We start from the raw sequence: 23,409 nt of genomic DNA, 5'->3' as shown, positions 1-23,409 counted from the left end.
TTACTCGATCGGGTGCGTTCGGCCGGTAAATGAATACGATCCGCCCGGCATCAGCGACGATTACATTTTGTTGTGGTCCAGATGCCAAGACCCGCCGACTTACTCGCGACGACGCGGCGCCTTCCGCGTGAAAACATAGGGGATGATGCCCTCGTAAAGTGTGATGCGGGTCGGGCCGGGTAGTCTGTCGAGGCGCAGCTTCCGCACTGAACGCGACCCATCCACGGCGAACCCATGATCAGGCATAGTCCCCACATCGATGCGTGGCAGAATATAGGGTCCGTTCGCATCGGCAGCGACCGTGTAGCGAACGCTTGTCTCCCCGTTCAATATCATCTTGCCATCGGAAAGCTCGAAGGTGCCGCAACAGTCATTCGAGAATGTGCCGTTTTCGCCGGCTTTCACAGCGGGCCCGTGCGGGACGATGAGGAAGCCGAGGTACACTGCAGTCCCGGCCGCAACGACGCCCGGAATGATCTTGCGCCACATCTTCGCTCCCCCCTTCAGGATCCTTAGAGGCGCATAACGACATATGTAGATTTAACAGTCAAGGTGATCGCCGGGGTGGGCGGTTGGTCGCTTGCTGCACTGGAAACGGGGCTCGCGGTTACCGGGCAAGCTGTTCGGGCGAGGCATTTGAAACGATACGCGCATGCCACCGGGCAATTCCGAGAACGCCCGCAAGCTCGACGATCAGCCTCGTCATTTGCGCACCCAGGGGCGACAGATCGAGCATCAGCACGGCCGTGAACAGCCACAACGTCATCATCGCCGCCCCGATGATGGCACCGAACTTCACCACGCGTGGCCAGTCCCTTTCAACAAGGACCCAGGCGAGACCGAGGTGCGCCACAGCAGGCAACAGCCACATGACAAGCAAGACCGGCATGGCGCTGTTCTGGGACCACGTCAGATAGGGATTTTGCCCGATGCCAGCATCCAACATGTCGCGGGACGGCCCGTGTTCCAGGGAGATCAAGACCCGCACCGCCTGGTGGAACTGTAGAGCCGCCATTGGGATCAGAAGCCCGACCGAGAGCGCGTAATTCACGAGCGTCAGACGCCCGTCGTCCTGCTTCGCCATTTCGCGCCAGGCAGCAAACAGGCAACCGATCGCGAAGACGAACGGCTTTCCATCTTCGACCGCCGCGTCGAACTCCGCCTGCATGGCCATGCCCCATTCCCGGCGATCGGGGCCAAGACATCTGTTGGCCAGGGACATCACCGCACGGGACAGGACAGCCGTCACGCGATCGCTACCGTGACGGACGAGAGAGGCTGGGCTGACGTTGCCGTGTTCGCGAGGGCGATACCCGACGCGGTAAGGCGATAGGCGTGGCGTGGCGGGCGACCGGGTCGTTCCGGCTCCCGCCATTCGGCCTCGACAAGGCCTTGGTCTGTCATGCGCATGAGGAGCGGGTACAGCGTACCCGACTGCAGCCCGGTTTCCTTCATCAGGTCGTAGCCATGGCGCCATGTCTGGGTCCGCGCAGAGAGCGCGGTCAGAAGGACCAACATTTGCTTCGACGGTCGGCGATTACGGCGCATCCCCACTCACTCGACGCAAATCGGCCTATCCGTCAACCTACAGCCTCCCAGTCGACGAACTACCGTGCGCCGGAGACGGACCAGTTCATCTTGACCCAGGCTGCTACCGACCGAAGCCGTTACACCGACCGGCTGTTGTCGATCATGCTGATCGGCGTTGGCGTGATCCAATCGGCCCCCCGCAATGGCGTCCACGTCGCGATCGTCAGGACGCCGCCGGCATAGGCGTTCGGTGACGAGATCGGGCCGATTACTCGATGCGAGGCCGGTATTCATCGGTTCTGAACAGACTGGCGTACGTAATCCCTCCGGCTTACGCTACTATGAGGCGATGGGCTTCCGGACCTACCGGGAACCAGAGGGGATCGTCCAAAAGCTATACACCGTCGGGTAGCGCGCTGGTCCACCGCTTTCCCGCTACGTCATCCCAATTGGGAAGGTCACTCATGCAAGTTGCAGCGGCCCGCCCGAACGATATGATCCACTGCATCGAGGGGGAATGATGCCGGGGATCAGACGCGTGGCGCTTGGCCACTATGGCCTTGCGGCTCTCTCAGGGGGGCTGCTCGCGATGAGCTACGCCATGCACCCCTTCTGGTGGGCGGCATGGTTGGCACCCGCCCCTGTGATCGTCGCGACCCTGCGTGCGCCCGTCGCGTCGCGACGCCGGCTCTCCTTGCTGACCGGCGTGATCGGGGGGATCAGCAGCTTCTCCTACCACCTGACAGTTGGCGGCTGGCTCGCTGCGCTCCTGATCCTGGCGCTTGTAACCGTAGCTTGGTCAAGCGCGATCCGCCTCGCGGTCACCTTTGCGGAAAGAAGGTCGTTCCTTCCAGCCGTGCTCGCTGTTCCGGTCACCTGGGCGGCGATCGACACGCTCCTGATCCACTTTTCGCCGCACGGCAGCGCCGGGAGTATCGCGTATAGTCAGATGAACGCGCTGCCCGTCATTCAGGTCGCAAGCCTCGGTGGCGTTCCAGCCGTCACCTTTGTCGTCCTGCTTGCCGGCAGCCTGCTCGGCGTGCTTCTTGCCCGCACGCCGGACGTGGACCGGCGTGGTTTGCGAGCGACGTCCGTCCTTGCCGCCGCAGCGGTCGGCGCCTGCCTGCTCTTCGGGGTCATGCGTCTGCACCACGCGACGACGGCACCGGGAGCGAAGCTTGCCCTGATCGCGACGGACGGAATCCGGACCCAGCCTCGTCGGTGGGATGCGTTCTGGAAATCTTACGGCCGAGAGATCACACGAGTGATCGGGCCGGACACGATCGTGCTTCTGCCCGAGGCCGTCGTGCGGCTCCCGGCCGCCGCTGCCGAACAAGCCGGCCGTTCACTGGCGGCCCATGCGATGCAGCATCGGTCCACGATCGTGGTCGGCATTATCGTCGATGAGGCAGGGCGGCTTACCAACCGTGCGCTGATCGCCCAACCGGACGGGAGCTACCGTTGGTACCTCAAGCAATATCTGGTTCCCGGTGTCGAAGCGGGAATAACCCCGGGCACCAGCCCTGTCGTACTGCGCGACCCCACCACCGGGATCGGCGTCGCAATCTGCAAGGATATGCATTTCCCAACATTGGGCCGCGACTATGCTCGCAAGGATGCCCGGCTCATGCTCGTGCCGGCAAACGACTTCGACGTGGACGACTGGCTGACGGCCCGCATGACGGTCCTTCGTGGTGTCGAGAGCGGATCGTCCATCGCTCGTGCAGCGCGTCACGGCATCAGCTTCGTAAGTGACCGCTACGGCCGTGTAATCGCCGAGCGTCGAAGCGACTCCACCATGGGCACCTTGCTTGCGCGGGCACCTGCGGACCCCGGTGACGCGACATATTACGCGTTGTTCGGTGACGTGTTCGGCTGGGTGTGTGCCCTTGTATGGGCCATTCTGCTGGCTTTCCGCACGGGCAGGTTCTCGAAACAAGTCGCCCGCAATGGGTTTCGGGAACTCGACCGCATTTCCAATTCCTGATCGTCGACCGGGAACCATCGGGCGAGCGGTCGAACCAGGCGACCAGCCCCAGATGTTCTCGGCGGGTGATCGGGAACGCCTGACGACAAGTCGCCCGGCCAAAACAAAATTTCACGCGCGTTACGATTTATGCGTTTTTCTGTTGCGCTGCACTCGGTTTCCGGATCATCTTCCGGCAGACCAGTTGCACATCTACAAACAAGAAACGAAATCATTCGAGGCTGATGGGCGACAGGCAGCCTGCTGCCTTCTCCATCAGCGATGTGCAAATCGGAGAGTATGATCCTGAAGGGCCGGTGGCAGCAATGTCCCGTCGTGTCGCGCATGTCGTGGACATATGCGCGATCGGTGCTCGTTCGGGGGGATCGACATGGTTACACGCAGGGCGTTACTTGGTCGTATCGGGATGTTGGGAGGATATGGCGCCACATTCTGCGCCATGCAGGCTCTTGGACTGACGGGCATCGCCCGCGCGCAGGGGGTGACGGGCGCCACGCCGACCGCAGGGCGCGGCAAGCATGTTGTGGTGCTCGGCGCCGGGATCGCGGGATTGACCGCTGCATATGAGCTCGAACAGGCCGGTTTCCTGGTCACCCTGCTGGAGGCGCGCGACAGGGTGGGAGGTCGCGCCTGGACGGTTCGCGATGGCGACAAGATCGAGATGAACGGCGAGGCGACGCAGACCGCGCGCTTTTCCGATGGCATCTATTTCAACGCCGGCCCGGCCCGCATCCCGAGCTTTCACCAGGGCCTGATCGGCTATGCCAAGAAATTCGGCGTCCCGCTGGAGGTCGAGATCAATTCCAGCCGGTCCGCCTATGTGATGGGTGACGACGGCCGCCGGATCCGGATGCGCACCGCCGTCAACGACATGCGCGGGCATATTGCGGAGCTGCTGGCCAAGGCGATCAATCAGGGCGCGCTGGACCAGTCGATCACCGTTGCGGACCGCGAAAGGCTCATGCCGTTCCTCAAATCCTACGGCGATCTTGGTCAGGATATGACGTTCAAGGGCACGGAACGGTCCGGCTTCGGCACCGCGCCCGGGGCCGGGGTGACGTTCGCTGCACCCGGCAGCGCGATGCCGATCGACCAGTTGCTGGCCAACCAGCAACTGCCGATGACCCTGTTCGAAGACAATCTGTACATGCAGGCGACGATGTTCGAACCGGTCGGCGGCATGGACCAGATCCACGCCGGCTTCGATCGCAACCTGCGGCACCCGGCGATCCGCGGCGCGGTCGTGACGCGGATCCGTCATACCGCCCGCGGCGTGTCGGTGATCTACCGCGATACGGCGAGCGGCGTGGAGGAAACGGTCGCGGCGGACTACATGATCTGCACGATCCCCTTCCCCGTCCTCGCGAAGATCGACACCGATTTCAGCCCGCGCGTGAAGAAAGCCATTGCGGGTGTCGTGTACGACCATTCGAACAAGGTCGCGTTCGAAGCCCCGCGATTTTGGGAACGCGACCAGATCTATGGCGGCATATCGTTCGTCGGCGGGCCGACGTCGCTGGTCTGGTATCCCTCGGCCGGCCTGCATTCCGAACGCGGGATGCTGCTCGGCTGCTACGCATCGGGGGCGAAGGCGGCCGAGTTCGAGCGCCGCCCGATCGCGGAACAGATCGCCTTTTCGCGCGACGTGATCGAACGTCTGCATCCCGGCCATGGCAAGGACCTGACAAACGGGATCGCGGTCAACTGGCACAAGGTACCGTTCAGCCTCGGTCCCTGGCCCGATTGGAAGGCCGGCAGCGCGAACGGCCATCAGGAAGGCCATATCGACACCGAAGCGTTCCGCGCGTTCCAGCTTGCCGACGGCCGGGTCTACTTCGCAGGTGCGGCGCTCAGCCAGACACCCGGTTGGCAGGAAGGCGGCATCCAGTCAGCGCAGATCCAGGTCTCGGCGCTGCTCCGCCGTGTCGCGGCGCAGGCGTTGACGGAGCCGCGAGCCCGCACCGATCGTGCCGCCTGACCGGCACACAGGACGTCGTCGACCGCGTCGAACCACCATGCGTGAACCAAGACGCTACAGCACAAATATTTAGCAATCGCTGATCAATTTTGCTTGCAGCCTAGTACTTTATCAAACAGTCTTGATCCAGTGATTTACCAAATCGAATCACCCTTAAACATTATTCAAACTGGGGCATAAGGTTCATGCGACAATGATCGCTGGGCCATGGGAGGTGATGTTCTGGACGGCTTCCGTAAAGGGGGCAATCCATGACACACTTTACTTGCATATCGCGTATCGCGCTGGCGTCTGCGCTGGCGGTCGTCGGTCAGTCCGCAGCCTCCGCACAGGAGCTCGCGATGCTGGAAGTCCCGGCGGCGGACATGCAGCCGACCGAGGACGACGGCATCATCGTGACCGGCACCCGCGTGGCAGGCATGACCGCCGCGGAAAGTGCGGCACCCATCAAGGTCCTCGGTGCGGAGATGCTGGAGCATGTCGGCCAGCCCAACCTGAACCAAGTTCTGACGCAACTCGTACCGTCCTTCACCGCGCAGGCGTTCGGTGGCGATACCGCGAACCTGACGCTCTCCGCGCGACTTCGCGGGCTCAGCCCCAATCACACGCTGGTGCTCATCAACGGCAAGCGTCGGCACGGCACCTCGAACCTCGCGGTTCTGGGCGGCCCCTATCAGGGGGCGGCGACCGCGGACCTCGACCTGATCTCCCCCAGCTCGATCAAGCGGATCGAGGTGCTGGAGGACGGTGCCGCCGCGCAATATGGATCGGATGCGATCGCGGGCGTCATCAACATCATCCTGAAGGACGACGCCGAAGGTGCCAGCGGCTATGCCACCGCCGGCGAACACTACAACACGGGCGGGCGCACCTATGCCGGCACGGTTAACCTCGGCACGAAGCTGGGCGAGGATGGCTTCCTGAACGTGACCGTGTTCCACCGCTTCCATGATTTTACGCAGGTCGGCGGGCTGGACCGCAACGTGACCGATACCGACGGAAATCTGCGCACGACGCTCACCGCCGCACAGCGCGCGCTTTATGCGAACATTCCCGGCTTTCCGTACGTCAACCGGATCAACGGCGATGCCCGGTCGCACCTGACCAATGCCCAGTACAACATGCAATATGATCTGGGGCCGGCGCAGTTCTACAGCTTCGGCACCTACAGCCGCCGCATCGCCAGCGCGTACGAGAATCTGCGGCGGCCGGACCGGATCATCCGTTCGGCGGTGCTGGGCACCGCCGGCGTGCTCGGCGCACCCGGCACGACCATCTTCGATCCGGACGGCGACAACCCGCCCAACGGGTTCAGCCCGCGTGAGAAAATCCGCGAAAACGACTATGCCGTGACCGCCGGTCTGCGCACCGAACTTGCCGGGTTCCGGACCGACCTCAGCGCGACCTACGGGGAAGACAAGAATCAGATCTACACGATCGATACCGCAAACGCGTCGCTCTACATCGATACCGGCGTCACCCCGACGCAGTTCTACGACGGCTTCTTCCGGGCAAGCGAACTGACCTACAATGCCGATTTCAGCCGCGGGTTCGACGTCGGCATGGCGGCTCCGCTGAACATCGCATTCGGTTACGAACATCGCCGCAACCGCTACCAGATCGGGGCCGGCGACCCGACCTCCTACTACAAGGAAGGCGCGCAATCCTTCCCCGGCTTCCGCCCGAGCGACGCCGCGACGAACAGCCGCAACAACGAAGCCGTGTACCTCGACGTCGCCGCATCGCCGGTCGAGGGGCTGAAACTCGATGCCGCCGCGCGTTACGAGCATTATTCCGATTTCGGCGGGACGACGAACTACAAGGGCACCGCCCGCTACGATTTCTCAGACATGTTTGCGCTGCGCGGCACGGTGGCCACCGGATTCCGGGCACCCACCCTTGCCGAAAGCTATTACTCGGCGACGAACGTCTCGCCGACCGCGGCGATCGTCCAGCTTCCAGCCAATTCGGCCGCCGCCAAGATCCTCGGCTTCGACAATCTGCAACCGGAGAAATCGACGAACTTCAGCGTCGGTACCGTGATCCGTCCGATGAGCCGCCTGACCGTGACGATCGACGCCTATCAGGTCCGGATCCGCGATCGCATCCTGGGCACGGGCACGTTGTACAGCGCGGGCGGATCGCGCAACTTCCCGCTGGTGCGCGATGCGGTGGTCGCCAACGGCAACGTCCTGGACCCCACCGTGACGCAGACCGGGATCAGCGTCTTCGCCAATGGCGCCACGACGCGCACCCGTGGCGTCGATATCGTCGCCAGCTATATGACGGATCTGGGCGATGCGGGCCGGATCAACTGGACGCTCGCCGGGAACTACAACAAGACCAAGGCGATCCGGATCGACAGCGGCCCGGTCCTCACCGATACGACCGGGACCAGTGCTGCGGTGCCGCTGTTCAACGCATCGACGATCGCCAATTTGGAAAGCGCCTCGCCGTTGGTCAAGGTCGTCGGATCGGCCTTCTACACCGTCGGGCCGTTCTCCGCGACGTTGCGTGAAACGGTGTACGGCAAGAGTTCGTCGCTCGCGAGCCCCGATGGCGGCACCTTCTACAAGCAGACCATCGGGACGGCCGCGATCACCGACATCGAGCTGAACTACAAGATCACCAAGGCTATCGAGCTGTCCGCCGGCGCGAACAACCTCTTCGACAAGCGGCCCGGTACGGTCGCGCTGGTCCCCGGCACCACCAATTTCACGCTGGTCAACGGCGGCAACGTGCTTGACGCGCCGCTGACGTTCAGCCCCTATGGCATCAACGGAGGCTATTATTATGCACGCATCAACTTCGCATTCTGAATTCCCGCATCAGTCCGCGAACGCCCCGTCGCGTGGTCGATCTGCCCGGATCGGCCGCCGGTCGGTGACCGGGGCGGTTATCGCCATGGGCATCGGGCTGGCGACCTGGTCGGGCGGTGCATCCGCGGCACCGGCGATCGTCCGCCATACGGCGACCCCGCCCGGCCTCATCCTGCAGGGCGTGACCGTCCCCGCCGGCGCGAAGATGCTGTATCTTTCCGGACAACTCGCAGCACCGATCGGCGCCCCGCCGCCGGCCGGCACGCCGGCGACGATCGCGCAATATGGCGATACGCGGACCCAGACGATCAGCGTGTTCGAAAAGATCAAAGCGCTGCTCGCGGCCCAGGGCTTTCGCATGGCGGACGTCATCAAACTGACCGTCTTCGTCGCCGGTGATCCCAAGCTGGGCGGCAAAATGGATTTCGCCGGAATGAACGATGCCTTCAAACTCTATTTCGGGACGCCGGAAAACCCGACCACCGTTGCCCGCTCCACGGTCCAGGTCGCCGCATTGGCAGCACCCCAATATCTGGTCGAGATCGAGGCGACTGCGGCCAAGTAAAAGGCATATGCGGCATCTGCGAGGTCAAAGCCTTTTCCGATCGTGAAGCCTCATAACCGGTCACCCGCGGCAGCTTGATGTTCCCGAAGGCGGATGCTCGTTCATTGCGGTTGGCGACACGGGCGATGGTCGGTCCATTGCCCGCTACGACGCACGTCTGTTAGGTTCGGCATATGGCAACGCAGCGACGCACGGTCGATTACCTGCTCGAACAGACGACCGGCGCCGGCGCGGTGTCGACGAAGCCGATGTTCGGGGAGTACGGCGTCTACGTCGGTGGCAAGATGATCGGGTCGATCTGCGACGATCAGCTTTATGTGAAATCGACGGCATCCGGTCGGCTCCATGCCGAGCCGGTATCGGAGGCGTCTCCATATCCAGCGGCCAAGCTGCACCTGCTGATCAAGGCCGATCGCTGGGACGATGCCGAATGGCTGAGTGACCTGCTGCGCTTCACTGCGGCAGACCTGCCGATGCCCAAACCCCGGAAACTGAAACCAGGCGCGTAGGCGCCCGATCGATGGAGTTATCCTCCGCGGTCCGGCAGCACACGGCCGGACCGCGGAGGACCAATCCCGTCCCTGTGGATCCACGGCCGGAGGTGTCAGCGACCTGGCAGACTTGGAATTGTCGAGCGACCATATCGCCGCCTTCACACCCGCAGGCGCGACGACGGATCAAAACTTTCGCAACGCCGATGATCGCATCGCTTTGCCGAAGACGCCGTGTGTGCCAGTCTCCTCCTGGCGGAGGCGACACCATCGCATGTCGCTCAAAGTCTGGGTTTGGGAACTTATGCACAGTGAACGCGGTGGCTTGTTGGCGCGGAACAGAACGATCGCGCCTGTCGATTATCAACGCTGGCTGATCCCCCCCTGCGCGCTTGCGATCCATCTGTGCATCGGGATGGCATACGGGTTCAGTGTATTCTGGCTGCCGCTGTCTCGCGCAGTCGGCGTCACCAACCCGATCGTCTGCCAGAACTTGACGTTGCTCCAGGCGATGACGACGACGACGTGCGATTGGCGCGTCAGCGACCTGACATGGACGTACAGCCTCTTCTTCGTCGTTCTCGGCGTGTCTGCCGCAGTCTGGGGCGGCTGGCTCGAACGTGTCGGCCCGCGCAAGGCTGGCGTGGTCGCTGCGTGTTGCTGGGCGGGCGGAATGGCGATCGGCGCGGTCGGGGTGTCGATCCACCAACTGTGGCTCCTGTGGCTCGGCGCCGGGCTCATTGGCGGAATCGGTTTGGGCATCGGGTATATTTCGCCGGTCTCGACGCTCATCAAATGGTTTCCGGACAAACGGGGCATGGCCACAGGCATGGCGATCATGGGCTTTGGCGGTGGTGCCTTGGTCGGGTCGCCCCTTGCCGATCTGCTCATGAAGCATTTTGCAAGTGCAGCGGGGGTCGGCGTTTGGCAAACCATGCTGGTTCTCGCGGCGATCTACCTCGTGGCCATGCTCGCGGGTGCGTTCGGCTATCGCGTCCCGCCTGCGGACTGGACGCCGATCGGTTGGACCGCTCCGCCGCGAGCGGCGATGAGCACCGGGACCTATGTCGATCTCAAGGACGCCCACCGGACACCGCAATTCTGGCTGATCTGGACCGTATTGCTGCTGAACGTCTCGGCATCGATCGGCATCATCGGCATCGCCTCACCCATGGTTCAGGAGATTTTCGCCGGCCGGTTGATAAGCCAGCCGGACCTGGCGTTTCTTCAATTCGATGACGCCCAGAAGGCCGCTGCCGCCGCAGTCGGTGCCGGCTTTGTCGGGTTGATCAGCCTGTTCAATATTGGAGGACGCTTCTTCTGGGCGTCGATCTCCGATCGGCTCGGGCGGAAATCCACTTATGCGATCATGCTCGCGCTGGGGGCGGTGCTGTATGGAACGATGGCGCCCTGGTCGGCCGGCAACGCGGCCCTGCCCGTCTTCGTGCTCAGCTTTGCCCTCATCGCATCGATGTACGGCGGCGGATTTGCGACTGTTCCGGCCTACCTCGCCGATACCTTCGGCACGCGGTTCGTCGGCGCAATCCACGGTCGGTTGTTGACGGCCTGGTCGGTGGCGGGCGTCCTCGGCCCGTTGATCGTGACCACGATGCGGGACGCCCGCGTCGCGGAGGGTGCCCCGCGCGCGTCGATCTATCCCCCGATATTCCTGGTCTTGGCGGGTCTTCTTGTTTTAGGGTTCGTTGCAAATATGTTCGTCAGGCCCGTCGCCGCCCGGTTGCGGGTCGACACCCCGGACCCGGTCTCAAGTGATTCCGCCGGCGCAGATGTGAGCGCCCAAGGCGTCGCGGTAACACCAGGACGAAGCGGCCTGGCCGTCCTGCTCGCCTGGGCCGCGGTCGGACTGCCCCTGCTCTGGGGCCTGTGGACAACTGCGACAAAGGCCTCCGCCCTTTTTGCCACTTGGTAGAAGATTGTATCTGTCAGGCTTGAGATAATCGGCTGTAACCTGCGGCGATTCCTGACAGACGAACCTACGTCACCCGAACTCGACCGGCTGCGGCGACCTGTTCGGCTTTCCGCTTCAGGTCGTCGAGCACCCGGGACAGGTTGATCCGGATTGCGAGCCGGGCCAGCGGTTCCCAGTAAAGTCCCGGTTCGATGCGCAGGACATGGCGGGCGTCGATGGTAAGCCGGGTCCCCCCGCCCCGAAGCGGAGTCAGCGTGAAGCGGGTTGTGCCGGTGTCGAAATAACCATCGACGTGCGGCGAATGGACGCGGCGATACGGGCTCATCTCCGCCATCGCGGGCGGCTGGGTCAGCACGGTGAAGGCAAGCCGCCGACCGGGCACCCACTCGGTCACCCGCTCGCGCGCGATGCCGGTCGAGAACTCGCCCAGCCGCACCGCGCCGACGCCCTGCCCCAGCAGCCGACCACGCACGGGATAGGCGAGGCCCGCCGCACCGGTCAGGCCGGGGCCGCCCGCGATCGCTCCGCCGCCGGTGAGCGCCGCCCAGACCGCATCGCGCGGGGCCGCCACGTCGACCGACTGCCGGCTGGCGATCGGCACTTCGGGGGGCATGGCGGCCTCGAGCATGAACAGCGCGGGCAGCAGCGCCACGCTCGCCAGCGGCAGACTGTTGCCGTGCGCGGCGCGTGCCACCGCACGCCCGGCGGCACCGCCGACCACCGCGACGATCGCGCCGAGCGGCGCCGCCATCAGGATGCAGACCAGGCCCTCCAGCGCCAGCGCGACCAGCGCGACCGTCCCCAGCACCGCCGCGATCAGCACGAGCCGCGCGGTACTGCGCCCGGTCAGCAGCAACCGCCGGTTGGCCAGGTAGCCGGTGGTCACGCCCACCAGGAACGGCGTTGCCACGAACAGGCTCCAGCCATAGCTGCCGAGCGTCAGCGCGGAGATCAGCACCGCCGCGACGATCAGCCCGACACCCGCGAGCACGCCCTGGATCACATGCGCGACATCCGCCCCCGGCAGGCGCTCCGGCACCGCCTCCGCCCGTCCCGGAAAGCGCGGCAGGACCGCGAGGACCAGCACAGCCGCGATCTGCACCGCGGGCACGATCGCCAACGCCGCGAGCGCATACCCCCCGCCCGACCAGTTCGCGCGCCGGAACGACAGCAGCGCCAGGCCACCGGCCGAGGCCAGCGAGACGGCAAACGCCAGCGCAGCCTGGCTTGCCGGCAGATCGGGGCTCAGCGCGAACCGCCGAAGCGGCAGCAACCAGAAGCCCGCATCGGGGACGAGCGACCCGCCGCTCCCGACGAGCATCAGGAACACCGCGAGATGCGGCACCAGCAGCAGCAACGGCGCGCGGATCGAGTAATCGGTCGGGCGCATCGTACCGGCGAAGGACGGAAGTCGAAGCATCGGCTCAGCCCCTTCCCAAGACAGCGACCGCGGCAGGTACGCTCGCATGCGCATGTTCGGGCGCCACCCGCGTCAACGCACCCTCGCGCGCCAGATGTTCCGGCAACGCAATATTCCAGACCAGTCCCGCCTTCTCCAGCAGCAGCAGGAACGCATACCCCCAATCGCTCTGACCGGGGTAAAGACCGATCCGCGCCGATCCCGGAAACGCGTGGTGATTATTGTGCCAGGCCTCGCCCATCGTCGCGATCGCCGCCCACGGCACGTCATGTGCCTGCACGCCCGCCTCGGTGACCAGCCAGCTTTGCGGCCCAGTCCGGTGCGCCAGATGCCCGACGAACCAGTGCCCCGTCACCGACAGCGAGACACGCACGCAGATGCCCCAGACTACCCAGCCCCAGCCCCCCGCCGCGAACAGCAGTGCCGCGACCGGCAATTGCTGCGCCATCCACGTCGCCTCCAGGAAACGGTAGAACGGGTCGCGCCCCGCCCGGCCCAGATCGAACGCGGGCGGATGCGCCAGCTCCAGCCGGCAATGCAGCTGCCACCAGGCGTCGTGGAGCGGCGGGCGGCGGTGCGCCAGATAGTCGTGGCAATCGCTCCGCCGCTGCGCCCAGTCGCGCAGGTCGTGGGTGCGGATCATCCATAACGGCCCGCTCATCCCGACCAGCGTGCCGACCCAGACGAGCATCCGCTCCAGCCAGAGCGGACAGTCGAAGCTGCGATGGATCAGCCGGCGGTGGAAACCCACGCTATGGCCCAGCAGCAGCGTCGCGCCGGTCATCAGCACGCACACAACCAGCGCGCCCCAGCTGAACACAAATGGCGCGACCAGCAACGACGCCGCCAACATGGTGCCGTTCCACAACGAATGGACCGGATCCCACCGCACGGCGCCCGCCACCGGACTGCTTCCGGGCAGCTCGACGAGCGTGTTCACGTCGCAGCGATCGGGCTCGGGGGTCATGCCAGTCTCCAGGTGTTTAACTCACGGCTTAAATACTCATAAGACGGCAGCCCTTGTCAAGCGGTTAGCTCATCCCTTAATTAAGCGGCATGCAGAAAGTTTTCGAGGCGCTCGCCTCCATCCCCCGCCGCAAGATCCTGGCCTATCTGGCCCACGCCGAACTGAGCGCGGGCGAAATCGCATCGCGGTTCGAGATGTCGAAACCCGCAGTGTCGCAGCACCTGTCCGTGCTGGAGAACGCCGGACTGGTGGCCAGCGAGAAGCGCGGCCAATTCGTCTTCTACCGGCTGGTCGCGGACAATCTCGCCAACACGCTCAACGCCTATGTCCAGGAGGTCTGCCCCGTCTCGCGCCCCCTGAAGGCGGAAAGCGCCGACCGGGCGCGCAAACGGGCGGCCTCGGACGGCGAATAGCCGGTTCCCCCCATGACCGACCGGACTCCCATTGCAGCGCGCCACGACCTGCCAATCGTTCAACTCGACGCATTGGCCTCATCACGACGACCTCATCGCAATTCAAGCATGTGAGTTCCCGAGGGCAACTGCGTAAAGGTACATCGCCGCCCCAGAAAGCGTTCGATCACCGCGGCCGCAGTCAGGCTATGCTGGCTGGGTTTCACCGTCGTGAACACACCACCGCCCGCGAGTGCGAATGGCAGCAGCAACTGATCGGCAAGGTACGGACCCGCGAATGCGTCCGACGCCAGATATCCCGCCATCCGGCCGACCGCCGTCTGCGCAACGCGTTCTGCCGACACGCCGAGCTTGCCAAAGCCGCTGACTACTTCCGTGACGTGCTCGAGTACCGCCTCCAGCACGAGGATATTACCCGGCCCCTGACTCTCGGGAAGCTCACGCACGGCGAAAACCTCATCCGGCCATGGGGTCGCCCAAAGGCAAGATTCCCATTCGACGCTCCCTTTCGGGAAAGAGTTGGCGTCAGTTGCGCGAGAACGAGGTCCGCTGACTCACTCCGCCGCGCTTAGTCCGCTAACAATGGTTTAGCCGACCCGCCGACCGAATTTTCGCGGCACGTCACCGGGCGGTCGAAGCGGAGCCATAACTGATCCGGACGCGTGCAACGACCCGTCCAACGGACCCGAGGAATCCCCACCTGCTGTTGTCGAAACCGGTAGCCAGCCACGATCTTGAGGTCGCTCGGGCTTTACGCCAAAGATTCCAGTAAATCGCTGCTTCCTCATAAAGATGACACCCAGAATCACCGCCGCGAACAGGAATGGCACGAGACCGGCAACGCGGTCGCCCGTACTGGTTGTCGAAGACGACTTCACGACTTCACCCGACGACGCATCGGCCATTCGGCCAGATAGGTTCTTGTCGCCGGCCACCGGCATGCCGTTCACAGTTCCAGAGCCGTAAAAGTCGTTTTTTATCTCGCTAACGACGTTGCGCTCGACCCAAGCGACTGTCGTCGACGGATCGAATGCGTGCGCAAGCGTGCGGGGGTCGTTGTCCACAGGCCAGTGCAGCACCAGCAGGAACGTCGCGACTGCCGCGATCGGCAGCATCATCTTCGGCGTAACACCGAACATGTTGCGACGATCATCCTCGCGCCATTCCGCCCACGCGATGCAGGCATGTTCCCAGCGGTGATAGGCCGGACGATCGGTCAGCATCAGCCAAAGGAACTTGATGTTTGGAGTCGGCGGCTCTTCCAGCGGGCGGCCGGCGGCATCGAACGCGAAATGGAAACGCCCGTTTGCAGCGACATCCCGGCAACCAAAGCTGGGCGGCCGCACGCCGCCAGCGACGCGGGTATCACGGCGGGTCCGCTCGGTGTCCCGCAGGTCCACGCCAAGCCGGTCGATCGCGGCGATGCGGTCGCGCATGGTCGGATGGCTGCCGCCCTCGTGATCGGCGGAGCCGTCGAAGAGATGCGGCTCGACGATGAAGCTGTTGCGGAATCCCCCTCGCCCGCCGACCTTTTCCAACGCGGTGATCAGCGCGTCGGGATGATGGGTCACGCGCACCGATTCGCCATCGGCGATGTAATCGCGGCTGAGCTTGACCCCGCGCCGCGCCCATCGCGCGTAGCGTAGCGAGAGCATCGTGACTGCCCCGCCGACCAGCATGAGCACGAGCATCGGTGGCAGGATCAACGGCAGCCATAGCTGACGCCAGTTCTCGACCCGGAAGATGTTGTGCGTCTGGAACAGCAGCGCGGTGCGCATCAGCGCATGGTTCGCGGCCAGTACCTTGGTGTCGCCATTGCGGATGTGCGAAGCCTCATGCGCGAGGACCGCGGCGAGTTCGTCGTCGTCGAGCCGGTCGATCAGCCCGCGCGTCACCGCGATGAGGCCGCGCGCGGGGCCTTCGCCGAACGACATGGCGTTCGGTTCTATCGCCTCCACGATCCCGAACCGCGGGACGCGCACGCCGAGCGCGGTGCATTGCTCCTCGGCGATCGCCACGAAGCGCGGCTCTTCGATCCGGGTGACGAACCGCATGTCGAGCAGATCCGCGACCCGTGCGGCATGGCCGCGATAGATACGCCAGAAGACGAGGGCAGCCAGCGCCGCCATCGGCAGCGCATACCGCAGTGCGTAGCCCGCCGGGTTGGTGAGAATGGAGTGCGTGGGATCGGCAAAGACCAGTATTGCGGTCAGCGCGAAGGCACCGACCAGCTCGAACCCGAACAGATAGCCCGCGAACAACCGCATGAAGCGGCGGCGATTGGCCGCTGCGTGCGTGACATAGCCATGAACCACCATCGTCCGAGCGGTCAGAGCGTAATTTTGGCGGGTTCGATGAACTCCGCACGACGTTCGCCCAGCGAGAATTTCTCCCGTACCGGGCCGGCATTCTTGGTGAAGAGGTTGCCGGGGAAGGCGCGGCTGACCGCGCGATGCTCCTCGACCGCCAGATTGAAGAATTTGCGCGCGGCGGTGATCCGCTCCTCGATCCGGATCAGATCGGTACGCAGGCCGGCGTAATGCTTGCCCGACGCGAGTTCGGGATATTGATCGCTGACCGAGAACAGGTTCTGCAGCACGCCCGCGACATGCGTTTCGCCCTGCATCATGCCGTCCACCGCTTCCAACGCGTCGACGCGCGCGTCGAGCACATCGCGGATCACCTCATGCTCCCGGCTGGCGAACGCGCGCACCACCTCGGCCAGATTGCCGACCAGCGCGTGACGTTCCAGCAGCAGCGCATCGATATCGCCGAACGCGGCATCCGCGCGCTCGTCGAGCTGCGCGATCAGCGCATGCTGCGACCGAAGCTTCAGTCCCAACCACAGGAGGAACAGCACAATCGGCCAGATCCACCAGTAATCCAGCGCGAAATTCGTCGCGCGGACCAACCGGCCCGAAAGATCCGTCGCCTCGGCAAAGCCGTTCTGCACCATGTTCCATCCTCTTCTGACAGCCTTTCGGGCATGACATAGAAGATTTAAGACTTGGTTTCGCATCGTCGGCGATGGCGGGCCACTATCGCGTGACCTCCGTCTCGATCAGTCCCGCCGGGCGATCGTGACGTGCTTTGCCGCGGTTCTACTTTCACGTCATTATGGCCTACGCGATCCTTCGCACGCAAGGCGTGGAGATCGGTAAGGCGAACAACGACTGTTCCAAAACAAGATCCCCAGTGGGCAGGGTAACGCGAGTTATCGACTGAACCGCTGTTGCAAAACGCTCAAAGTTATACGTGCCGCCCTGGTGATCGGAATTGGCGGCTTTCCAACCAGCGTGCGGAGCTTGTCAAAGGGCGTAGACTGACCGGAATAGAAGCGGCGCACCAGTGCTGGATTGAGACCGTAGAATCGTTCGATGACCCGATATCGTTCGTCAGGCTCGGCCCCGAGAAACATCATGCTATTGAGGTAGCGGTAAAATCCACGATCCCGCCACGCCGCCACGCTATGATCGCGTTGCGCCGCGTAGATCGAGGGACCATCGAGCACATCCAACCCGGCGATCACGTCGGCCGTCCGCACCGCGTCGGGAAAGCTGTATCCGGTCGCCGGATGAAAAAGCCCGGATGCCAGTCCTGATAGCGTCACGCCTTCCGGCGCTGCTGCCCACAAGTCTGCCGCTTCGCCGCCCAGGGCCATAGGTAGGATACCGGATTCCTGGCGACCGACACGCGCCACCTGCCAGCCCTGCAAACGCGCATAGTCGAGAACGCGGTCGCGCACGGCCGCGGCCGACAGATCGGCGACATCGCTGAAATATGTATCCTCGACAAGGACGCGGCGTGGACCGAACGGCAGGGTGTAGACGAACCGATAGCCATCAAGCTGGGCAACAGTCGCATCCATCACGATCGGCCCGGCCAGACCATGATCGTTCTCCAACTCCAGCTCCAAACCGACGAATTTCTGCCAGCGAAGATCGAGTGGCTGTTCACTGGCTAGACCGCGTCCGTCGATCACCGCCTTTGCCCAAAGCACCCGCTGATCCGCGAGCGTCACAGAGGTGGCGTCGAACGCGACGGCCTTCATGTCCGTGATGATATGACCGGCGGGTAACGCCCGCTCGACGGCATCGGCCAAAAGCCCGCTGGTCGCAGTTCGGTAGCCTGCTTGCAGTGTACGAACCCCTTTTGGGAAACGGACACTATATTCCCGCCAGTGGTGAGCGATGAGCGGCTCCGTCCACTCCCGTTGTTCAGGGGATAGGTCATCGTCGAATGACGACCAGATATGGTTTCCCCCTACTCTGCTCCCGCTCTCGACGATCGCGACCGAAATGTCAGGGCGACGTTGCGAGAGCCTGAGAGCGATCAGGCCGTTTGCCAAACCACCGCCAACAAGAACAATATCAAAGTCCATTTACGATTCTTGCCCCTTCGCGCTGCCACCGCCGCATCAACATAGGTCCGATTGAGGGCAGACGCACTTTCCCAGTTCGCCATCGTTTGCGGGAATACTTCCGGCTTCCCGATCGCCGTTCGTTTTGGAGAACTGGGTCCGGTATGCTCACGGCACCGAGTGGGGCTCGCCACCACCGCTTTTCACGTCATTGAACCCCATCGTCCTTGGCTTCATGGCGGCGGCGTTCGCCGGTATCCTCGTCCTGGGAGTGCTGCCCAAGCCCCATCCACAACAGCAGAAAAACGTCCGGCAGCCGCGAACTCTTCCGGAAAGAGCGGCGTTCCAAATGCCGCGGTCGCCGAACCGGGACCGTGAAGGCCGGCGGCGATCGAGAAATTCATTAATTCGGCCGCACCCAACACGGACGACATGAACCAGCGCATACACGTTTCGCCGTCGTGGGGCGGACCGAAGTCCGTAATCATCTCCTACAAAACCGGATCGTGACAGCGATCAAAGGGATAAATGGCTGCCGCACGCACCAACAACGGATCGCACGGCGCTGCTCATTGATGGGACCCGCAGTCCAAGATTCCGTGCAACAAAACGGGTTAGCCACCCACCTCCGCCCTGTGCTTGGCCGTGCCTTTGAGCCCAGACCTCCGAACGTTTTGTATTACAAAGTGTGGCTCGAGCGCAGGGTGCCAGACCGGCGCTTGAGCGACGTTAGAATGTTCTTACAGAAGAGCGTGATGAACATGCTCCGTCCTGATGCCGCCGACCGCTTTTCCGGCGCATCGGTCGCTCGCTCTCGCCCGGACATGCCGACCCGCGACGCAATCCTCACGCCGGTACGCCCGGCATGACGCGCCTGCGCTGGATCGGCCTCATCGTGCTGATCGCCGTCGCGCTGGCGATCGCGATGGCCTACCGCCCGGCCATCGCGGAGACGCCGCGGCCCGATCCCCGCGCATTCGCCCCCGCTGTCGTGGCGCGCGGCGCGAACCTCGCCCGGCTCGGCAATTGCGTCAGCTGTCACCAGGCCGCAGCTGGAAAACCCTATGCGGGCGGATATCCGATCAAGACCGCGTTCGGCACGATCTACGGCAGCAACATCACGCCGGATGCGGACACCGGGATCGGCCGCTGGTCGCCCGCGGCATTCCGTCGTGCGATGCGGGACGGCGTCGGCCGCGACGGCAGCCACCTCTACCCCGCCTTCCCCTACACCCATTATGCCGCCGTCACCGACGCGGACATCGATGCGCTCTATGCTTTTCTAATGACCCGGCCCGCCGTGCGCGCCACGCCGCCGGCGAACGAGATGATCCCGCCGCTCGGCTTCCGCCCGCTGCTGGCCGGCTGGAAACTCCTGTTCCACCGGCCACGTCCGGTGCAGCCGGACGCGACGCAGTCGGCGGCGTGGAACCGTGGCCGCTACATCGGCGAAACGCTGGCGCATTGCACCGCCTGCCACAGTCCGCGCGGCCTGCTTCAGCAGGAGAAGCGCGGCGCGAAGGCCTATGACGGCGGCTGGTCCGGCGGCTGGTATGCGCCCCCGATCAACGCGCGTTCGCCCGCGGTCCGCGCATGGACCGTCGAGCGGATGAACACCTATCTGCGGACCGGGCTCAGCCGCCACCATGCCGCCGCCGCCGGGCCGATGGGGCCGGTGACCTACAATCTGGCCCGCGCCGATCCCGCGGATGTCCGGGCGCTGGCGATCTACTACGCCTGGTGGATGCGCGACGCCCCTGCCGCGCGGCGCGAACCGCTCCTGCCCGACCGGATTGCCCTCGCGACCCGCCGGCATCCCGCGGCCGCGCGGCTCTATACGGGCGCTTGCGCGGTCTGCCACGAATCGAGTGCGGCGATGATGGTGGCGGGCCGCCCTGCCCTGCCGCTCGGCACCCCGCTGCACGAGGACAATCCGCGCGACACGATCCAGGTCATCCTGCAGGGAGTGCGCCCGCCCGTGTCGGCCGGTGGACCGTTCATGCCCGCTTATGCCGACATGCTCGACGACCGGCAGGTGGCGGAGATCGTCGCCTATCTCCAGGCCCGTCACGGGACCGGTCCGGCCTGGCCCGATCTGGAAGCGGAAGTGGCCAAGGCGCGGAAGGAAGCGCAGTGATCGAACTGAACGTCAACGACAAGGTCGCGCGCGCCGATGTCGATCCGGCGACCCCGCTGCTCTATGTCCTGCGCGACGATCTCGGACTGCATGCCGCCAAGTTCGGATGCGGGCTGGGCCAGTGCGGGGCGTGCACCGTGCTGGTCGACGACCGGCCGGTCTTCGCCTGCCTGCTGCCGGTCGGCGCGGTCGGGACGCGCGCGATCGTCACGGTGGAGGGGCTCGGGTCGGCGGACGCACCGGGCATCATGCAGCGGGCATTCCTGCACGAGCAGGCCGCCCAGTGCGGCTACTGCATCCCGGGCATGATGATCCGGGCCGAAGCGCTGCTGCGCCGCACGCCGGCCCCGACCGAGGATGCGATGCGTGTGGCGATGGCGCCCTCGCTCTGCCGGTGCGGCACGCATATGCGTATCCTGCGCGCGGTCCGCCGCGCCGCCGTCATGCGCGGCGGTGGCGTCGTCGATCCGGCGGAACCCGTCACATGAGTGTCGTTGCCACGCGTCGCGACGTGCTGGGCGGGCTGCTCGTCGGCTTCACGCTGGCCCCTGCGGCGCGCGCGCAGACCGGCGGGGGCGAGGGGAGCGGCGGACCACCCACCGTCGCGCCCGACCTGCCCGGCACGCTGGCGCAGTTCCCAGATCTCGACGCCTGGATCCGGGTCGCCCCCGATGGCCGGATCATCGTGTTCACGGGCAAGGCGGAGCTCGGCACCGGCGTGAAGACCGCGATGGCGCAACTGGCTGCCGACGAGATCGACGTCGCGCTGGACCGCGTCGTGATGGTCACCGCCGACACCCATTTGACTCCGAACGAAGGCGTGACCGCCGGCAGCCAGACACTGGAACAGAGCGGAACCGCGATCGCCAACGCGGCCGCCAATGTCCGGCTCCTGCTGGCGCAAGTCGCCGCGGAGCGCTGGGGCGTCGCGGCGACCGACCTGTTCACCCGCAACGGTGCGGTGCTCGACGGCGCGGGACGCAGCGTCGCCTATGCCGATCTCGCCGCGTCGGTCTCGCTGGCGGTCCGGGCGCGCGCGAACGTGCCGCGCAAGCGCGTCGTGGCCCGTCGCCTGATCGGTCGGCCCGTCCCGCGCATCGATCTGCCGGCAAAGCTGTCGGGCCAGGCCGCTTATGTCCAGGACATGCACCAGCCCGGCATGATGCACGCCCGCGTGCTGCGCGGGCCGGCATCGGGGACGCGGCCGACCGGCGAGGATGCCGCCATCGCGCGCCAGCCGGGCGTCATGCGCGTCGTGCGGCGCGGTCGCTTCGCCGCCATCGTGGGGCCGCGCGAATGGCCGCTCGAACAGGCGCTGCGCGCGACCGGCCGGGCCGGCTGGACGCCCGATCCTGATGCCGTGCCGCCACCGGCGACGCCCGCCGGCCTGCTCGCGATGCGCCGCGAAAGCCAGGTGGTGTCCGAGCGCCGCGACGATCCGGGTGCCCTGCCCGTCCGCCGGATGTCGGCGCGCTACGACCGGCCGTACCTGCTGCACGGCGCGATCGGCCCGTCCTGCGCCGTGGCGCTGTTCCAGGACGACGCACTGACCGTCTGGACGCACAGCCAGGGCGTCGAACCGCTCCGCCAGGCGCTTGCCGAACTGCTTGGCATGCCGGCGGATCGCATCCGCTGCGTCCACCGCGAGGGCGCCGGCTGTTACGGCCATAACGGCGCGGACGACGTCGCCGGCGACGCGGCGATCGTCGCGCGCGCCATGCCCGGCGTGCCGGTGCGGCTGCAATGGACGCGCGAGCAGGAGCATGGCTGGGAACCGCTCGGTCCGATGATGCTGGCCCAGCTCGACGCGGGCCTGGACGCGTCGGGCCGCATCGTCAACTGGCGGCACCAGGTGTGGAGCAACACGCACAGCACGCGCCCGACCGAGGCCGGCGACCTCCTGGCCGGGCTGGAGATGGTACCGCCGTTCCGGCCGACCAAGCCCGAGCCGATCCCGCAACCCAATGGCGGCGGGGATCGCAACGCAATCCCGCTCTACCGGTTCGCTAACCAGCAGGTCGTGAACCATTTCCTGCCCCACATGCCGGTGCGCGTCTCCGCGTTGCGCGGGTTAGGCGCACATCTCAACATCTTCGCGCTCGAAAGCTTCATGGACGAACTGGCGGTCGCCGCCGGTCGCGATCCGGTCGCCTTCCGGCTGGCGCATCTCGACGACCCGCGCGCCGCCGCGGTCATCCGGCGGGCAGCGGCGCTGTTCGGCTGGGACACCTATCGCCCGACGCTGAACCGCGGTCGCGGCTTCGGTTTCGCGCGCTACAAGAACCAGGGTGCCTATTGCGCAATCGCGCTCGATGTCGAACATATCCCTGACGAGGGCCGGCTGATCGTCCACCGTGCCGCCGCCGCGGTCGACAGCGGCGAGGCGGTCAATCCCGACGGGATTCGCAACCAGGTCGAAGGCGGCATCCTCCAGTCCATCAGCTGGACCGCCTATGAGGCCGCCGGCCATGACGGCACCCGCCGCACCGATTATGACTGGAGCACCTACCCGATCCTCCGCTTCGCCGACGTGCCGCGAACTGTCTTGGTCGACGTGATCGATCGACCGGGCATGCCGTTTCTGGGCACCGGCGAATGCGCGCAGGGACCGGCGGCAGCCGCCCTTGCCAATGCGCTGGCCTTGGCGACCGGACTCCGCCGACGCAGCATGCCGCTGGCGCCCGCCGGTCAATCCTCCTGAAGCGACCGTCGATCCGCCTGCGACCGTTTAGGAAAGCAAGCTCTCGAGGACGCCGAGTTGGCGTCGGTGACCGAAGCGATGGTGACGGCGTTAGACTCCGCGCGCTACCGC

The 23,409-nt window shown here is 65.2% G+C and carries 20 protein-coding genes and 1 pseudogene; 12 read left to right on the top strand and 9 right to left on the bottom strand.

What is annotated here, in order from left to right:
• Positions 1–99: 99 nt before the first annotated feature.
• The 3 genes from ACFSGX_RS05980 to ACFSGX_RS05970 all read right to left on the bottom strand — a co-directional run bounded on the left by ACFSGX_RS05980 (position 100) and on the right by ACFSGX_RS05970 (position 1,518).
• Positions 100–489 carry a hypothetical protein gene (locus ACFSGX_RS05980; protein ID WP_380928313.1) on the bottom strand — a complete coding sequence of 130 codons (390 nt, stop codon included), beginning with the start codon at positions 487–489 and terminating at the stop codon, positions 100–102.
• A 118-nt stretch (positions 490–607) separates the two neighbouring features.
• Positions 608–1,249: a hypothetical protein gene (locus ACFSGX_RS05975; protein ID WP_380928311.1), complete on the bottom strand. Its 642-nt coding sequence runs from the start codon at positions 1,247–1,249 to the stop codon at positions 608–610.
• On the bottom strand, positions 1,246–1,518 hold the full coding sequence (locus ACFSGX_RS05970; RefSeq protein ID WP_380928309.1) for a PadR family transcriptional regulator: 273 nt from the start codon (positions 1,516–1,518) through the stop codon (positions 1,246–1,248). Before ACFSGX_RS05970 ends, ACFSGX_RS05975 begins: the two co-directional genes overlap by 4 nt.
• Positions 1,519–1,638: 120 nt before the next feature.
• Here ACFSGX_RS05970 and ACFSGX_RS05965 point away from each other — a divergent pair, with 120 nt between their 5' ends.
• The 7 genes from ACFSGX_RS05965 to ACFSGX_RS05935 all read left to right on the top strand — a co-directional run bounded on the left by ACFSGX_RS05965 (position 1,639) and on the right by ACFSGX_RS05935 (position 11,300).
• The gene (locus ACFSGX_RS05965) at positions 1,639–1,773 is read left to right on the top strand and encodes a hypothetical protein (protein ID WP_380928308.1); all 135 of its coding nucleotides are present in this window, start codon (positions 1,639–1,641) and stop codon (positions 1,771–1,773) included.
• A 274-nt stretch (positions 1,774–2,047) separates the two neighbouring features.
• On the top strand, positions 2,048–3,517 hold the full coding sequence (locus ACFSGX_RS05960; RefSeq protein ID WP_380928306.1) for a nitrilase-related carbon-nitrogen hydrolase: 1,470 nt from the start codon (positions 2,048–2,050) through the stop codon (positions 3,515–3,517).
• A 439-nt stretch (positions 3,518–3,956) separates the two neighbouring features.
• Positions 3,957–5,495 (top strand): flavin monoamine oxidase family protein, encoded by a 1,539-nt coding sequence (locus ACFSGX_RS05955; protein ID WP_380928305.1) that lies wholly within the window; start codon positions 3,957–3,959, stop codon positions 5,493–5,495.
• Between the two features lie 251 nt (positions 5,496–5,746).
• A complete protein-coding gene (locus ACFSGX_RS05950) occupies positions 5,747–8,314 on the top strand; it encodes a TonB-dependent receptor plug domain-containing protein (RefSeq protein WP_380928303.1) in 2,568 nt (855 codons plus the stop codon).
• Positions 8,315–8,378: 64 nt separating this feature from the next.
• Positions 8,379–8,879, top strand: a complete 501-nt coding sequence (locus tag ACFSGX_RS05945; RefSeq protein ID WP_380928302.1) for a Rid family hydrolase — start codon at positions 8,379–8,381, stop codon at positions 8,877–8,879.
• Between the two features lie 173 nt (positions 8,880–9,052).
• Positions 9,053–9,388 (top strand): TfoX/Sxy family protein, encoded by a 336-nt coding sequence (locus ACFSGX_RS05940; RefSeq protein WP_380928301.1) that lies wholly within the window; start codon positions 9,053–9,055, stop codon positions 9,386–9,388.
• Between the two features lie 112 nt (positions 9,389–9,500).
• A complete protein-coding gene (locus tag ACFSGX_RS05935; RefSeq protein WP_380928299.1) occupies positions 9,501–11,300 on the top strand; it encodes an OFA family MFS transporter in 1,800 nt (599 codons plus the stop codon).
• Positions 11,301–11,364: 64 nt separating this feature from the next.
• On the opposite strand, the gene ACFSGX_RS05930 is transcribed toward ACFSGX_RS05935, so the two are convergent.
• Positions 11,365–12,720 (bottom strand): SRPBCC family protein, encoded by a 1,356-nt coding sequence (locus ACFSGX_RS05930; RefSeq protein WP_380928297.1) that lies wholly within the window; start codon positions 12,718–12,720, stop codon positions 11,365–11,367.
• 4 nt (positions 12,721–12,724) lie between these two features.
• Positions 12,725–13,687, bottom strand: a complete 963-nt coding sequence (locus tag ACFSGX_RS05925; protein WP_380928295.1) for an acyl-CoA desaturase — start codon at positions 13,685–13,687, stop codon at positions 12,725–12,727.
• An 89-nt stretch (positions 13,688–13,776) separates the two neighbouring features.
• On the opposite strand from ACFSGX_RS05925, the gene ACFSGX_RS05920 reads away from it, so the two are divergent.
• Complete coding sequence (locus ACFSGX_RS05920) at positions 13,777–14,100, top strand: metalloregulator ArsR/SmtB family transcription factor (protein WP_380928293.1); 324 nt, start codon at positions 13,777–13,779, stop codon at positions 14,098–14,100.
• A 92-nt stretch (positions 14,101–14,192) separates the two neighbouring features.
• Here ACFSGX_RS05920 and ACFSGX_RS05915 read toward each other — a convergent pair.
• The 3 genes and pseudogenes from ACFSGX_RS05915 to ACFSGX_RS05905 form a co-directional block, all read right to left on the bottom strand.
• A pseudogene (locus ACFSGX_RS05915) lies at positions 14,193–14,558 on the bottom strand (RNA 3'-terminal phosphate cyclase); the annotation flags it as partial.
• 129 nt (positions 14,559–14,687) lie between these two features.
• A complete protein-coding gene (locus ACFSGX_RS05910) occupies positions 14,688–16,418 on the bottom strand; it encodes a M48 family metallopeptidase (protein WP_380928291.1) in 1,731 nt (576 codons plus the stop codon).
• An 11-nt stretch (positions 16,419–16,429) separates the two neighbouring features.
• Positions 16,430–17,056, bottom strand: a complete 627-nt coding sequence (locus tag ACFSGX_RS05905; RefSeq protein WP_380928290.1) for a LemA family protein — start codon at positions 17,054–17,056, stop codon at positions 16,430–16,432.
• Between the two features lie 134 nt (positions 17,057–17,190).
• On the opposite strand from ACFSGX_RS05905, the gene ACFSGX_RS05900 reads away from it, so the two are divergent.
• The gene (locus tag ACFSGX_RS05900) at positions 17,191–17,325 is read left to right on the top strand and encodes a DUF1993 family protein (protein ID WP_380928288.1); all 135 of its coding nucleotides are present in this window, start codon (positions 17,191–17,193) and stop codon (positions 17,323–17,325) included.
• Here the strand turns inward: ACFSGX_RS05900 and crtY are convergent.
• Positions 17,315–18,481 (bottom strand): lycopene beta-cyclase CrtY, encoded by a 1,167-nt coding sequence (gene crtY, locus ACFSGX_RS05895; RefSeq protein WP_380928287.1) that lies wholly within the window; start codon positions 18,479–18,481, stop codon positions 17,315–17,317. The genes ACFSGX_RS05900 and crtY overlap by 11 nt on opposite strands.
• Positions 18,482–19,325: 844 nt before the next feature.
• On the opposite strand from crtY, the gene ACFSGX_RS05890 reads away from it, so the two are divergent.
• Genes ACFSGX_RS05890 through ACFSGX_RS05880 form a run of 3 tightly spaced genes read left to right on the top strand, consistent with a single transcriptional unit; the run spans position 19,326 to position 23,298 of the window.
• The gene (locus ACFSGX_RS05890; RefSeq protein ID WP_380928285.1) at positions 19,326–20,597 is read left to right on the top strand and encodes a cytochrome c; all 1,272 of its coding nucleotides are present in this window, start codon (positions 19,326–19,328) and stop codon (positions 20,595–20,597) included.
• Positions 20,594–21,085: a (2Fe-2S)-binding protein gene (locus tag ACFSGX_RS05885; RefSeq protein ID WP_380928283.1), complete on the top strand. Its 492-nt coding sequence runs from the start codon at positions 20,594–20,596 to the stop codon at positions 21,083–21,085. Before ACFSGX_RS05890 ends, ACFSGX_RS05885 begins: the two co-directional genes overlap by 4 nt.
• Complete coding sequence (locus ACFSGX_RS05880; RefSeq protein ID WP_380928282.1) at positions 21,082–23,298, top strand: molybdopterin cofactor-binding domain-containing protein; 2,217 nt, start codon at positions 21,082–21,084, stop codon at positions 23,296–23,298. Before ACFSGX_RS05885 ends, ACFSGX_RS05880 begins: the two co-directional genes overlap by 4 nt.
• The last annotated feature ends 111 nt before the right edge of the window (positions 23,299–23,409 follow it).

This window comes from Sphingomonas arantia (genome assembly GCF_042682045.1).
Lineage (GTDB): Bacteria > Pseudomonadota > Alphaproteobacteria > Sphingomonadales > Sphingomonadaceae > Sphingomonas_R > Sphingomonas_R arantia.
This window is presented reverse-complemented; position numbering and strand designations above follow the sequence as displayed.

Excerpts from the sequence above, each read along its gene's own strand:
- ACFSGX_RS05980 (WP_380928313.1), bottom strand. The coding sequence starts at position 489 with ATGTGGCGCAAGATCATTCCGGGCGTCGTTGCGGCCGGGACTGCAGTG.
- ACFSGX_RS05970 (WP_380928309.1), bottom strand. The coding sequence starts at position 1,518 with ATGTTGGTCCTTCTGACCGCGCTCTCTGCGCGGACCCAGACATGGCGC.
- ACFSGX_RS05960 (WP_380928306.1), top strand. The coding sequence starts at position 2,048 with ATGATGCCGGGGATCAGACGCGTGGCGCTTGGCCACTATGGCCTTGCG.
- ACFSGX_RS05955 (WP_380928305.1), top strand. The coding sequence starts at position 3,957 with ATGCAGGCTCTTGGACTGACGGGCATCGCCCGCGCGCAGGGGGTGACG.
- ACFSGX_RS05950 (WP_380928303.1), top strand. The coding sequence starts at position 5,747 with ATGACACACTTTACTTGCATATCGCGTATCGCGCTGGCGTCTGCGCTG.
- ACFSGX_RS05940 (WP_380928301.1), top strand. The coding sequence starts at position 9,053 with ATGGCAACGCAGCGACGCACGGTCGATTACCTGCTCGAACAGACGACC.
- ACFSGX_RS05930 (WP_380928297.1), bottom strand. The coding sequence starts at position 12,720 with ATGCTTCGACTTCCGTCCTTCGCCGGTACGATGCGCCCGACCGATTAC.
- ACFSGX_RS05925 (WP_380928295.1), bottom strand. The coding sequence starts at position 13,687 with ATGACCCCCGAGCCCGATCGCTGCGACGTGAACACGCTCGTCGAGCTG.
- ACFSGX_RS05920 (WP_380928293.1), top strand. The coding sequence starts at position 13,777 with ATGCAGAAAGTTTTCGAGGCGCTCGCCTCCATCCCCCGCCGCAAGATC.
- ACFSGX_RS05910 (WP_380928291.1), bottom strand. The coding sequence starts at position 16,418 with ATGGTGGTTCATGGCTATGTCACGCACGCAGCGGCCAATCGCCGCCGC.
- ACFSGX_RS05905 (WP_380928290.1), bottom strand. The coding sequence starts at position 17,056 with ATGGTGCAGAACGGCTTTGCCGAGGCGACGGATCTTTCGGGCCGGTTG.
- crtY (WP_380928287.1), bottom strand. The coding sequence starts at position 18,481 with ATGGACTTTGATATTGTTCTTGTTGGCGGTGGTTTGGCAAACGGCCTG.
- ACFSGX_RS05890 (WP_380928285.1), top strand. The coding sequence starts at position 19,326 with ATGACGCGCCTGCGCTGGATCGGCCTCATCGTGCTGATCGCCGTCGCG.
- ACFSGX_RS05880 (WP_380928282.1), top strand. The coding sequence starts at position 21,082 with ATGAGTGTCGTTGCCACGCGTCGCGACGTGCTGGGCGGGCTGCTCGTC.